The sequence below is a fragment of the Nocardia sp. NPDC056611 genome, from assembly GCF_042792755.1.
In the GTDB taxonomy this organism is placed as follows: Bacteria; Actinomycetota; Actinomycetes; order Mycobacteriales; family Mycobacteriaceae; genus Nocardia.
On the sequence record NZ_JBHTVV010000001.1, the window covers coordinates 229,756 to 242,633 of the forward strand.

The following is a 12,878-nucleotide window of genomic DNA, read 5'->3' on the forward strand; positions in this document are numbered from 1 at the left end:
CCGCGGGAACTGGGCGGAAAGCTCGAATGACAAAGACATGAAGTTCCAGACACCTGGTTACTAATAAGGAAAGCCGGTCTATGCCAACCATCAACCAGCTGGTCCGCAAGGGTCGCCGCGACAAGGTCGCCAAGACCAAGACTGCGGCCCTCAAGGGGAGCCCGCAGCGTCGTGGCGTGTGCACCCGCGTGTACACCACGACCCCGAAGAAGCCGAACTCCGCGCTCCGTAAGGTCGCGCGTGTTCGCCTGACCAGCGCGGTCGAGGTCACGGCCTACATCCCCGGTGAGGGCCACAACCTCCAGGAGCACTCGATGGTGCTCGTGCGCGGCGGTCGTGTGAAGGACCTCCCGGGTGTGCGCTACAAGATCATCCGCGGCTCGCTCGACACCCAGGGTGTCAAGAACCGCAAGCAGGCCCGCAGCCGCTACGGCGCCAAGAAGGAGAAGAGCTAATGCCGCGTAAGGGTCCCGCTCCCAAGCGTCCCCTGATCAACGACCCGGTCTACGGCTCGCCCCTGGTGACGCAGCTGGTCAACAAGATCCTGCTGGACGGCAAGAAGTCCACCGCCGAGCGCATCGTCTACGGCGCCCTCGAGCAGGCTCGCGAGAAGACCGGCACCGACCCGGTCGTGACCCTCAAGCGCGCGCTGGACAACGTCAAGCCCGCCCTCGAGGTCAAGCCCCGTCGTGTCGGTGGCGCCACCTACCAGGTGCCGGTCGAGGTCCGTCCGGGCCGCGCCAACACCCTGGCGCTGCGCTGGCTGGTCAACTACTCCCGCGCCCGTCGCGAGAAGACCATGGTCGAGCGTCTGGCCAACGAGCTGCTGGACGCCAGCAACGGCCTGGGCGCTTCGGTGAAGCGTCGTGAGGACACCCACAAGATGGCCGAGTCGAACCGGGCCTTCGCGCACTACCGCTGGTGACCTGTGGCCCGGCCCTCCGTTCGGAAGTGCCGGGAGACGAGTCACATGTCGGGCGCGACAGCCGAGCTGTTCGCAAGCGAGGCACTTACGCGTCGCGCCCGACGTTGACACCGAGGGCTCAGGGAAAAACTCCCTGGCTCATCCCGTTGAATCCCAACTAGCTACGAGCGGGGAAGATTTCCGTGGCACAGGAAGTGCTCACCGACCTGAACAAGGTCCGCAACATCGGCATCATGGCCCACATCGATGCGGGCAAGACCACCACCACCGAACGCATCCTGTTCTACACCGGTATCACGTACAAGATCGGTGAAGTTCACGATGGCGCCGCCACCATGGACTGGATGGCGCAGGAGCAGGAACGCGGCATCACGATCACGTCCGCCGCGACGACCTGTTACTGGAACGACAACCAGATCAACATCATCGACACCCCCGGCCACGTCGACTTCACCGTCGAGGTGGAGCGTTCGCTGCGCGTGCTCGATGGCGCCGTCGCCGTGTTCGACGGCAAGGAAGGCGTCGAGCCGCAGTCCGAGCAGGTGTGGCGTCAGGCCGACAAGTACGACGTGCCGCGTATCTGCTTCGTCAACAAGATGGACAAGCTGGGCGCTGACTTCTACTTCACCGTTCAGACCATCAAGGACCGCCTGGGCGCGAAGCCGCTGGTCATCCAGCTGCCGATCGGCGCCGAGGACACCTTCGAGGGCATCGTCGACCTGGTCGAGATGAACGCCAAGGTCTGGAAGGGCGAGACCAAGCTCGGCGAGCAGTACGAGGTCGTCGAGATCCCGGCCGATCTCGCGGAGAAGGCCGAGCAGTACCGCCAGGAGCTGCTCGAGACCGTCGCCGAGTCCGATGAGGCCCTGCTGGAGAAGTTCTTCGGCGGCGAGGAGCTCTCGGTCGAGGAGATCAAGGGCGCCATCCGCAAGATGACCGTCAACTCCGAGCTCTACCCGGTGCTGTGCGGTTCCGCGTTCAAGAACAAGGGCGTTCAGCCCATGCTCGACGCGGTCGTCGACTACCTGCCGTCGCCGCTGAACGTCGAGTCCGTGCAGGGTCACGTGCCCGGCAAGGAGGACGAGGTCCTGACCCGGAAGCCGTCCTCGGACGAGCCTTTCGCGGCCCTCGCGTTCAAGATCGCGACCCACCCGTTCTTCGGCAAGCTGACCTACGTCCGTGTGTACTCCGGCAAGGTCGACTCCGGCGCCCAGGTCATCAACGCGACCAAGGGCAAGAAGGAGCGTCTGGGCAAGCTGTTCCAGATGCACTCCAACAAGGAGAACCCGGTTCCCGAGGCCGTGGCCGGCCACATCTACGCGGTCATCGGCCTGAAGGACACCACCACGGGTGACACCCTGTGCGATCCGCAGAACCAGATCGTGCTGGAGTCCATGACCTTCCCGGACCCGGTCATCGAGGTGGCCATCGAGCCGAAGACGAAGGCCGACCAGGAGAAGCTGGGCACCGCGATCCAGAAGTTCGCGGAGGAGGACCCCACCTTCAACGTGAAGCTGGACCAGGAGACCGGCCAGACCGTCATCGGCGGTATGGGTGAGCTCCAGCTCGACATCTACGTCGACCGCATGAAGCGCGAGTTCAAGGTCGAGGCCAACATCGGTAAGCCGCAGGTGGCCTACCGTGAGACCCTGACCAAGACGGTGGACAAGTACGAGTACACCCACAAGAAGCAGACCGGTGGTTCGGGTCAGTTCGCCCGTGTCATCATCGCGCTTGCTCCGCTGGTCGACGCCGAGGACGGCGCCACTTACGAGTTCGAGAACAAGGTCACCGGTGGCCGCGTTCCTCGTGAGTACATCCCCTCGGTCGACGCCGGTATCCAGGACGCCATGCAGTACGGCGTGCTCGCCGGCTTCCCGCTGGTGAACGTGAAGGCTTCGCTGCTCGACGGCGCCTACCACGAGGTCGACTCCTCGGAAATGGCGTTCAAGATCGCCGGCGCGATGGCCCTCAAGGAAGCGGCCCGCAAGGCCGGTCCGGTGATCCTCGAGCCGCTGATGGCGGTCGAGGTCACCACGCCCGAGGACTACATGGGCGAAGTGATCGGCGACCTGAACTCCCGCCGTGGCCAGATCCAGGCCATGGAGGAACGCAGTGGTGCCCGTGTCGTCAAGGCGCTGGTTCCGCTCTCGGAGATGTTCGGCTACATCGGTGACCTGCGGTCGAAGACCCAGGGCCGGGCGAACTTCTCGATGGTGTTCAATTCGTACGCGGAGGTTCCGGCCAACGTGTCGAAGGAGATCATCGCCAAGGCGACCGGCGAGTAATTCGCTGTCGGGGCGGATTCTCGAGAGTCCGCCCCGCGTGGTCGTCGAACGACCCCCTGTAATACAAACCGCACTGCTGCAAAAAAGCACGCACTAACTAGTCCAGGAGGACCACAGTGGCGAAGGCGAAGTTCGAGCGGACGAAGCCCCACGTCAACATCGGCACCATCGGTCACGTCGACCACGGCAAGACCACGCTGACTGCCGCGATCACCAAGGTGCTGGCTGACACCTACCCGGACGTGAACGCCGCGTTCGCGTTCGACCAGATCGACAAGGCGCCGGAGGAGAAGGCTCGTGGTATCACGATCAACATCTCCCACGTCGAGTACCAGACCGAGAAGCGCCACTACGCGCACGTCGACGCCCCCGGTCACGCGGACTACATCAAGAACATGATCACCGGTGCCGCCCAGATGGACGGCGCGATCCTGGTCGTGGCCGCCACCGACGGCCCGATGCCGCAGACCCGTGAGCACGTGCTGCTCGCCCGCCAGGTCGGCGTGCCCTACATCCTGGTCGCGCTGAACAAGTCCGACATGGTCGACGACGAGGAAATCCTCGAGCTCGTCGAGATGGAGGTCCGCGAGCTGCTGGCTTCGCAGGAGTTCGACGAGGATGCCCCCGTCGTGCGCGTCTCCGGCCTGAAGGCGCTCGAGGGCGACCCGAAGTGGACCGCGTCCGTGCTGGAGCTCATGAACGCCGTCGACGAGTCGATCCCGGACCCGGTCCGTGAGACCGACAAGCCGTTCCTGATGCCGATCGAGGACGTCTTCACGATCACCGGTCGTGGCACCGTCGTCACCGGTCGTATCGAGCGCGGTGTGATCAACGTGAACGAGGAAGTCGAGATCGTCGGCATCCGCGAGAAGTCGCAGAAGACCACCATCACCGGTGTCGAGATGTTCCGCAAGCTGCTGGACCAGGGCCAGGCGGGCGACAACGTCGGTCTGCTGGTTCGTGGTCTGAAGCGTGACGACGTCGAGCGTGGTCAGGTCGTCGTGAAGCCGGGCACCACCACCCCGCACACCGAGTTCGAGGGCCAGGCGTACATCCTGTCGAAGGACGAGGGCGGCCGCCACACCCCGTTCTTCAACAACTACCGCCCGCAGTTCTACTTCCGTACCACGGACGTGACCGGCGTCGTGACCCTCCCCGAGGGCACCGAGATGGTCATGCCCGGCGACAACACCGAGATGAGCGTCAAGCTGATCCAGCCGGTCGCCATGGACGAGGGCCTGCGTTTCGCGATCCGTGAGGGTGGCCGCACCGTCGGTGCCGGTCGCGTCACCAAGATCATCAAGTGATTCGCTGAATCATCTGGTGATTCCTTGAATCGCTGACAGACGGCGTCGCTCCGAAAGGGGCGGCGCCGTTTGCCTTTTCGGCGTCCCTCGAGTCGCCGCATGCGAAAGGGCCGCTTCCCTCGGGGGAGCGGCCCTTTCGTGTGTCCGGGAGTGGTCAGGAGGCGGTGAGCCGGTCCTCGCAGGTCGCGCCGAGCAGGCGGCCGGATTCGAAAGCCGCTGCGGCGGAGGGCAGTCGGGCTGCACGCCCGGAGGCCAGGATGCGGACGGCGCCCGCTCCCGCGGTGGGCCGTCCGAGCGCGTCCAGGCGGCGCAGGGTCTGCCCGGCCACGGCCTCGGCGCTGTCGAAGACGCGCACCCCGGCGGGCAGCGCGGCGAGGATGTCGTCGAGGACGAGCGGGTAGTGGGTGCAGCCGAGCACGATGCCCTCGGTGTCGGCGGGGGTGCGGGCGGCGGCGTCGGCGATGGCCTCGGCGATGACCGGGAGGTCGCCGCGGTCGATGGCGTCGGCGAGCCCGTGGCAGGCGACCCCGGTGACCTCGGCATCACCGCCGAACTGCGCGATCAGCCCGGCCTGGTAGGCGCTACCGGTGGTGGCGGCGGTCGCCCAGACGGCGACCTTCGCGCAGGCGGCCGCGGCGGGCTTGATGGCGGGCACGGTGCCGATCACCGGCACCTCGGGCCCGACCATGGCGCGGACGTGTTCGAGCGCGGTGACGCTGGCCGTATTGCAGGGCAGCACAATGACTTCCGCGCCCTCGCGCAGGGCGAGGCGTGCGGTGTCCAGCACCCGGTCGATGACCCATTGCTCGGGCTTGGGGCCCCAGGGCGCGCCGTCGGGGTCGTTGAGCAGCAGCAGGTCGAGATCGGGCCGCAGCTTCCGCAACCAGGCGGCCGTGGGCAGCAGCCCCAGTCCGGAGTCGATGAGCGCGACGATCACACCATGCACGGTAGTGAAGGCACCGGCCTGATCGCGAACCGCGGGTCGGAATGTCGTGGTCGCCCGGGTGTAGCCGAACGGTTCCCGGCTCCGGTTCAGCCCGCGGTAGCCACCGGCTGCAGGTTCGCGGCGAGTTCGCCGCGGGCCTTCATGACCTTGCCCGCCATGCTCGCACCGACCACGGCGACCAGCGTGCCCGCGCGGCGGTAGTGGGCCAGGAACTTGCGGCCCTTGTCCTCCACGATCTCGATCTCGTCGGCCAGCGCCGGGATGCCGAGCACCTGGATCTTCATGTCGTACTGGTCGCTCCACACGTACGGCACCTGGATCTCGGCCGGGGCCTCGCCCAGCAGCGCGGCGGCCAGCACCTGCGCCTGCTCGCCGGCATTGGTCCAGTGCTCGACGCGCTTGTTGCGGCCGATGGCGTGCGGCCAGGCGGCCACGTCGCCGAGCGCCCAGACGCCGGGGATCGCGGTGCGCCCGGTCTCGTCGGCGAGCACGCCGCCGCCGTCGGCGGGCGCGGCCAGCGGAATGCCGGAGCCGTCGAGCCACTCGGTGACGGGCACCGAGCCGATGCCGATGACCACCAGGTCGGCGTCGACGACGCTGCCGTCGGCGAGCCGGACCCCGCTCACCGAGTCGCCCTCGGTGACAAGCGTTTCCACCCCGACACCACAGCGCAGCTCGACGCCTTCGGATTCGTGCAGCCGGGCCACCAGCGCACCGACCCGCTCACCGAGCGCGGCGTAGAGGGGAGTGGGCTGCGGTTCGACGATGGTGACGTCGAGCTCGCGCGCCCGGAAGGCGGCCGCGAGTTCGCAGCCGATGAAGCCGGCGCCCACGATGACGGCCTTGCGGGCCGAGCCCAGGTGTTCGCGCATCGCGGCGGCGTCGTCGTGCGAGCGCAGCACGTGCACGCCGGAGACCTCGGGCAGTCCGGGGATGCGGCGCGGCCGCAGCCCGGTGGCGATGACCAGGGCGTCGTAGGCGGCTTCGGTGCCGTCGGAGAGCCGGACCCGGCGCGCGTCGGTGTCGACGCCGGTGGCGGTGACGCCCAGGCGCAGCCGGATGTCCTGTTCGGCGTAGAACTCGGCGGGCCGCAGCGCGGTGTCGTCGGTTTCGCCGCGCATGTACTGCTTGGACAGCGGCGGCCGGTCGTACGGGGCGTGGTTCTCGTCGCTCAGCAGGGTCAGTTCACCGGTGTAACCGGCACGTCGGAGCTCCTCTGCGGTGCGCAATCCCGCGAGTCCACCACCGACAATTAGAACCTGTTCTACCGAGTGCGACATGTGCCCACCTTAGCGGTTCCCCGAGGCCCTCACCGACGTGTCGGCCGTCACACCCGAGATGCGGCCCAATCGTATCCGGGCATTTATTGATCGGGCGGTCAATCAGGATTACAACGGGATCAGAACATATTTCCTGGCCTTTCAAAGGAGGCATTCCATGTTCACCGTGAGTCGCGCGGAGCACGCCTTGACGTTCGTGCTCGGCGTAGTAGCCGCGCTGTCCCCGATCTGGGTGGCGCACAGCGATCGCGCACTGTGGACCCTCGTCGTGCTCGGTGTGCTGATCGCACTCGCGGGCCTGGCGCAGTTGCGCGATATGGGTACCGCGATGACGGGCCGAGCGCTCGGCGTCCTCGGTGTCCTGATGTTCATCTCCCCGTGGGTGATGAACTTCCACTCCTACAGCAACGCCTCCTGGGTCGCATGGATCGTGGGCGCGTTGACGGTCGTGGTCGCGTTGGCCGAGATGCCGGAGGTTGCGGGCCGATTCGGCACCGCGGCGCACCACTGACCGGGTCGCGGCGCGCCGGCCTCGTTCTCCTGTGAAGGGCGGGAGACCTCACGAGGCCGGCGCGTCCTTCCCGTGTTCCAACCGCGCGATATGCTTGTTCCCTACGTCCGCCCGACCGGTGGCGGCCGCCTCCGCTTCGAAGCGTGAGGAGGAAGTCGAGCAGTGCCTGCACCACGGAAGCGTCGCAGCAAGAAGGTCGACGGGGACGCTCGCCAGCTCATCCTCGATGCGGCGGAGAAGCTGTTCGCGGCCAATGGTTTCGACGCCACGGCCACCGCGGCCATCGCCGAGGCCGCCGCGGTGCCCAAGGGCCTCGTCTTCTACTACTTCCCGACCAAGGACGCGATTCTGTCGGCCCTGATGGCCGAGCGCGTCCCGCCGGAGCCGATCGACGACATCTATTCGGTGGTGGTGCCGGGTGATCCGGCCAAGAGTCTGGTCAATATGGATGCCGCGCTGAATCTGCGCGATCACCATTCCTCGGTGCTGCGCGTCATCATGTGGCGCGAGGCCGATACCCATCCGGATGTGCGCAAGCAGTTGCGCCGCATGCGGGATCAGCTGCTGGACGCGACCGCGCGGGTGCTGGCGGCGAGCGCGCCGGGCCCGGTGCAGCCGGGGACCCTGCGGGCCTGCGCGGCGGCGTGGGTGTCGGCGATGCTGGCCATCGCGAGCACGGATCGGTTGCACGCGCTGGACGGGCTGCCGTTGCCGACGGCCGACGAGATCCTGAATGTGGCGAACGTGGTGGCCGCGGGCATGACCCAGATGGGTTGAGTTCGCCGCGACATCATGTTTGCTGGCGTGTCGCTATTTCTTCTCCAACCTTCGCAAACCACACTCGTTGTGGGGCAAGCATGCGATTCTCACTGCGAAGTTCGTGGAGGAACTGGTGAAAGCCAAGCTGTTGCTGCGTATTTTCGGATTGTTCTCGGCGGGTCTGGCTCTCGTGGCGATGGCGCCCGCGGCGCACGCGGATCCGATCTATCCCGCGCCCGACCCGGATCCGTTCTACGCGCAACCGGCCGATATCGCCGACCACGCGCCGGGTGACGTGCTGGCGACGCGGCCCATGCCGCCGCTGCTGATGTTCCCCGGCACCACGGTCACCATGGTGAAATTCCGGTCCACCGGTTCCGAGGGCGGCCCCATCGCCGCGGTCACCACGGTGCTCACACCGCAGGAGCATCAGCCGGGCGGGCCGCTGCTGTCCTATCAGCACATCATCAACGGCCTCGGTGCGCAGTGCGCGGTATCGCGGGTGCTGTACACCAGCGATCCGAATCTGTATGTGAAGGAAGCCGTCGCCCTGAACGTGGCGCTGCGGCGCGGCTGGTCGGTAGCGCTGCCGGACCACCTCGGACCGAACTTCGCTTACGGCGCGGCCAAATTGGGCGGCCAGATCACCCTGGACGGGATTCGCGCGGCCAAGCGGACACCGGAACTGGGCCTGGGCGAGAGCCGGGTCGCGATGGCCGGATACTCCGGCGGCGGCATGGCCACCGCGTGGGCGGCGGCGCTGGCCCCGCGCTACGCGCCGGAACTGGATATCGCGGGCGCGGCCACCGGTGGCGTGCCGATGAACCTGGAGAAGATGGTGCGCCAGCTGGGCTTCCAGCCGCATCCGGCGTTCGGGCTGGCCATGGCGGCGGCCATCGGCCTGGAGCGGGAGTATCCGGACCGGCTGCCGATCAGCACCCAGATGAACGCCGCGGGCCTGTCCGCCCGCAATGCCATGGCCAATGGCTGCACCAACGAGATCATGGCCATCGGCGCGGGCCACAGCGCGCGCGAGTTCGCGGCCAGCACTTCGCTGATCGACGATCCGACGGTGATGTCGGTGCTGCAGGAGAACAGTCTGGAGCTGTACGACGGTGTGCCGAATACGCCGATCTTCGAATGGCATTCACCGACCGATCCGCTGATCCCGGTGGACGCCATCGTGAATACCGACCGCCGGTACTGCGCGGCGGGGGTGCCGGTCGAGGTCAATCTGAACTCGTCGCCCGAACACCTGTCCGCGGCGGTGCTGGGCCTGCCCGCGGCGCTGGACTGGGTGGACGCCCGGTTGCGCGGCGAACCGGCGCCGACCACCTGCTGAGCCGGTCCGCCGCCGGGCGGCGCGTGCGTCAATGCCCCAATACCGTTGGTCGTGAGCCGGTTTCGTGGTGACCGGGCGCACGGCCGGACCGTAGCCCGACTCGCACCCGCCGCCACCGCCCGGTAAGAATGGCGGCCATGGATGCCGATTTCACCACCGGCCCGGGGGATTCGCGTTCCGCGCGTCAGCCGGGTTACCGCCTCACCCACCCGGACGCGCCGGGCACCTCGCCGAATCCGGTGCTGACCGGCATCGATACCGGCGGGCACGCCGGGTTGTCCCACAACGGTCACGACGGTCTGAGCCGCAACGGTCACGACGGTCTGAGCCGCAACGGTCACGACGGTCTGTCTCGCAACGGGCACGACGGGCTGAGCCGGAACGGCCACGACCAGCAGGTGCAGTGGTCCTCGGCGCCCGTAACCCTGCGCAGCACACCGGAATCGGAGGCCCTGTCGCGCCGGATCGCGCCCGATCTGCCGCAGCGCTCCGCTGACCAGCCGCAGCGCAACTTCGACCTGACCCAGCGCGCGCCGGAGTTGCCGCAGCGCGCTCCGGAACTGCCGCAGCGCAGCCCCGAACTGCCGCAGCGCACCTCGGACCCGGAGGCCGTGGCCGCCCGGCTGGCCGCGGACGAGCCGTTCTCGGCCCGCATCACCACCGACAGTGAGCCGTTCGCGGTCCCGGCCAACGGTGAGCCGTTCGGAACGCGTCCCGCCGCCAACGGTTCGCCGTTCGCCCGTTCGATCAATGACAGCGGTCCGCTGACCCGTCCCGCCGACAGCGGGCAGTTCACCCGTTCCGCCCCGGAGAGTGAGCCTTTCGCGGCGTCGTCCGCCATGGACAGCGACACGCTGGGTCTGCGTCCCGCCCCCGAGGTTCAGTCCTTCGCCCTGCCGGCCGAACCGCGGGACAGCGGCTTCGGCGCGAGCCCCGCCGTCGAATTCGAGGCTCCGGTGTCGCGCCGCTACGCGCCGGACCCCGAGCCGCCCGTCCGGTACGAGATCCCGGAGCGGCTGGAAACCCCTGAGCGACTGGAAATCCCGGAGCGACTGGAAATCCCGGAGCGACGGGAGGCTCCGGCCCGCCTCGAGAGCCTGGCGGCCCCGGCCGGTCTGGAGAGTATGGAGGCGGTCGCCGCGTCCCTGCGGGAGAGCGTGCACGAGGCGCCGCGCGAGTCCACCCGCCCGGCGGGCGCTCCCTCGCGTCGTCGCGCCGCACCGGAACCCGTTGTCGAGCACCAGGTTTCGAGCGTGCCTGATCCCATCGCCGAGCCTGTTGCCGCGCTGTCCGAGCCTGTGGCTGTGCCTTCCGGCACCGTGGCCGCGCTGCCCGAGCCGGCGCACGCGCTGACGGAGCCGACGCCCGTCGTGACCGAGTCGACGCTGATCGCGACGGAGTCGACGGTCGTCGCGCCGGTGTCGACCGCCGCCGCGCCGGAGCCCAAGGCCGCCGCCGCGTTCCGTACCAGCGACGCCGCCATCGACCTGCACCACATCATGAGCCTGCTGGTCGCCAGCCACGATCTGGAAGTGGCCGCCACCGCCGCGGAATCCGGCGAGGCGGATATCGCGCAGCTGGCCGACGCCGCGCACCGGACCCGTTCGGCGGCCGTGGAATTGGTCGCCGCCTGGTACGGAGGGGCGGACCACATGCGAAATTTTGGCGAGGTCCTCTTACGAGCCGCGGCGGACACACGGTAAAGCTCGAGGACGTCCCCGGCGGGTTACCCGGACCGTTATGGGAGCAGGCGTCACTTTAGGATTCGTTCGAGAGGGCCTCGGATCACTGACTCGGGAGGCGCGATGAGCGGTACCGGTGCGGCGTCGAATGGATTGACCGCCGATGCGGTGCGCGCGGATTTGGCGGCGCTCGCCGATCCGGCCGACGCGGTGCATCTGCAGCGCTTTTTCAAGACCGGGCCGGGCGAGTACGGCGAAGGGGATGTATTCATCGGCGTCCGGGTTCCGCTGACCCGGAAGGCGGTGAAACGGTTTGCCGGGATGCCGCTTTCGGAGATCGACGTTCTGCTCGACAGTCCGGTGCACGAGCATCGGCTGGCGGCGCTGGTGATTCTGAATGGCGAGATGGCGAAGGCGTCGCGCAAGCGCGGGGGCGATGCGGCGCGGCAGCGCGAGATTGTCGAGTTGTATCTGGCGGCGGTGCGCCGGGGCCGGGTGAACAACTGGGATCTGGTGGACGCCTCGGCGGAGTTCATTCTCGGCCCGTGGTTGCTGGAGCGCCCGCGCGATCTGCTCGAGAAATTCGCGGCGGGGGATTCGCTGTGGGAGCGGCGGGTGGCGTTGCTGACCACGTTCGCGTTCATCAAACAGGGCGATACCGTGACGACCCTGGAATTGTGTGAGCGGCTGCTCGATGACCGCCGCGATCTCATCCAGAAGGCGGTGGGCTGGATGCTGCGGGAGATCGGGAAGCGGGTGGATCCGGTGATTCTCACCGGATTTCTGGACGCGCACGCGGCGGCGATGGGCCGCACGGCGTTGAGTTACGCGACCGAGCACCTCGCCCCGGAGCGGCGGGCGCACTACCGCGCCCAGCGGTGACCGCCGCGGCGTAGCCCACGCTGTCGGGTTGCTGTGACGCATAGCTCGGTAGATTCGCACCGATTGTTCACCTTGGGTTAAGTTTACGTTCATTTGTCGAGACCACTCTGTGATCAGTCGATGACGACCGATACCAGCTCGAAACGAGTTGGAGCCCCACACGCGGAGACCGCCGCACTTCGGCGAGAGCGTGAACGAACGGTGATAGCTGGGAAATCTCCCGAATCCCGTTCCGCCACCTTGCACATCACAATCCATGCAGTGCGTCGGCAGGCTCCCGAGGGAGACCCGCCGTGGTCAGCGCTGCGCCAGTGAGAATCGCCATGCATAAGTTCTTCGCTCAGCCCGTCAAATCCGTCACCGGCCTGGCCGCTATCGCGCTCGCCGCGTCGGCCGTGATCACCGCCGGCGCCGCCTCCGCGGACGTCAACGGTGTGCCGCCCGAGTTCCAGGCCACCGCCCAGCAGGTGCAGCAGCAGGCCGTCGGCCTGAACGCGTCGCTCCCGCCGGCGCAGCAGGACCAGGTCCGCGCGGCCGTGCAGGGCCTGCCCGCGCCCTTGAATCAGGTACTGCCCCCCGCCTTCGCCAACGACCTCGACGGCTGGATCCGCAATGCCATGTACGTCCTGAACCAGCACGGCATCCCGGGCAGCTACGACGGCATCTTCCGCAATATTCAGCGGGAGTCCGGCGGTAACCCGCAGGCCATCAACCTCTACGACTCGAACGCCGCCGCGGGCATCCCGTCCAAGGGTCTGCTCCAGGTGATCGATCCGACCTTCCAGGCGTACCACGTCGACGGCACCTCGTGGGACATCTACGATCCGGTCGCCAACATCACGGCCGCCTGCAATTACGCGGCGCACCGCTACGGCTCGATCGACAACGTCTTCTCGGCGTACTGAGCCTTACGGACACAATAGAATTCGGCCGCCGCGTGCATCACGCGGCGGCCG

Annotated in this window: 12 protein-coding genes; 10 read left to right on the top strand and 2 right to left on the bottom strand. The window is 67.7% G+C overall.

Translation table 11 applies throughout. The annotated features are described in order from the left end of the window. Positions 1 to 80: 80 nt before the first annotated feature. The 4 genes from rpsL to tuf all read left to right on the top strand — a co-directional run bounded on the left by rpsL (position 81) and on the right by tuf (position 4,520). A complete protein-coding gene (rpsL, locus tag ACFRAQ_RS01200) occupies positions 81 to 455 on the top strand; it encodes a 30S ribosomal protein S12 (RefSeq protein WP_014353064.1) in 375 nt (124 codons plus the stop codon). After that, entirely contained in the window at positions 455 to 925 is a 471-nt protein-coding gene (gene rpsG / locus ACFRAQ_RS01205) for a 30S ribosomal protein S7 (protein ID WP_040813378.1), read from the top strand. Before rpsL ends, rpsG begins: the two co-directional genes overlap by 1 nt. Before the next feature lie 182 nt (positions 926 to 1,107). After that, positions 1,108 to 3,213, top strand: a complete 2,106-nt coding sequence (fusA, locus tag ACFRAQ_RS01210; protein ID WP_379092437.1) for an elongation factor G — start codon at positions 1,108 to 1,110, stop codon at positions 3,211 to 3,213. 116 nt (positions 3,214 to 3,329) lie between these two features. Next, positions 3,330 to 4,520 carry an elongation factor Tu gene (gene tuf, locus ACFRAQ_RS01215; RefSeq protein ID WP_328602995.1) on the top strand — a complete coding sequence of 397 codons (1,191 nt, stop codon included), beginning with the start codon at positions 3,330 to 3,332 and terminating at the stop codon, positions 4,518 to 4,520. Between the two features lie 154 nt (positions 4,521 to 4,674). On the opposite strand, the gene ACFRAQ_RS01220 is transcribed toward tuf, so the two are convergent. Both ACFRAQ_RS01220 and ACFRAQ_RS01225 read right to left on the bottom strand, forming a co-directional pair. Further along, a complete protein-coding gene (locus tag ACFRAQ_RS01220) occupies positions 4,675 to 5,457 on the bottom strand; it encodes a glutamate racemase (RefSeq protein ID WP_379092441.1) in 783 nt (260 codons plus the stop codon). Positions 5,458 to 5,552: 95 nt separating this feature from the next. Next, on the bottom strand, positions 5,553 to 6,746 hold the full coding sequence (locus ACFRAQ_RS01225) for an NAD(P)/FAD-dependent oxidoreductase (RefSeq protein ID WP_379092444.1): 1,194 nt from the start codon (positions 6,744 to 6,746) through the stop codon (positions 5,553 to 5,555). 157 nt (positions 6,747 to 6,903) lie between these two features. On the opposite strand from ACFRAQ_RS01225, the gene ACFRAQ_RS01230 reads away from it, so the two are divergent. The 6 genes from ACFRAQ_RS01230 (at position 6,904) to ACFRAQ_RS01255 (ending at position 12,827) form a co-directional block, all read left to right on the top strand. Next, complete coding sequence (locus ACFRAQ_RS01230; RefSeq protein ID WP_357091167.1) at positions 6,904 to 7,257, top strand: SPW repeat protein; 354 nt, start codon at positions 6,904 to 6,906, stop codon at positions 7,255 to 7,257. A 162-nt stretch (positions 7,258 to 7,419) separates the two neighbouring features. Beyond that, positions 7,420 to 8,034 carry a TetR/AcrR family transcriptional regulator gene (locus ACFRAQ_RS01235; RefSeq protein WP_357281725.1) on the top strand — a complete coding sequence of 205 codons (615 nt, stop codon included), beginning with the start codon at positions 7,420 to 7,422 and terminating at the stop codon, positions 8,032 to 8,034. 178 nt (positions 8,035 to 8,212) lie between these two features. Beyond that, positions 8,213 to 9,358 (top strand): lipase family protein, encoded by a 1,146-nt coding sequence (locus ACFRAQ_RS01240; RefSeq protein WP_379095711.1) that lies wholly within the window; start codon positions 8,213 to 8,215, stop codon positions 9,356 to 9,358. 137 nt (positions 9,359 to 9,495) lie between these two features. Beyond that, on the top strand, positions 9,496 to 11,061 hold the full coding sequence (locus ACFRAQ_RS01245) for a hypothetical protein (RefSeq protein WP_379092448.1): 1,566 nt from the start codon (positions 9,496 to 9,498) through the stop codon (positions 11,059 to 11,061). A 132-nt stretch (positions 11,062 to 11,193) separates the two neighbouring features. Then, positions 11,194 to 11,922 (top strand): DNA alkylation repair protein, encoded by a 729-nt coding sequence (locus tag ACFRAQ_RS01250; RefSeq protein WP_379092451.1) that lies wholly within the window; start codon positions 11,194 to 11,196, stop codon positions 11,920 to 11,922. Positions 11,923 to 12,245: 323 nt separating this feature from the next. After that, on the top strand, positions 12,246 to 12,827 hold the full coding sequence (locus ACFRAQ_RS01255; protein WP_379092454.1) for a transglycosylase SLT domain-containing protein: 582 nt from the start codon (positions 12,246 to 12,248) through the stop codon (positions 12,825 to 12,827). The last annotated feature ends 51 nt before the right edge of the window (positions 12,828 to 12,878 follow it).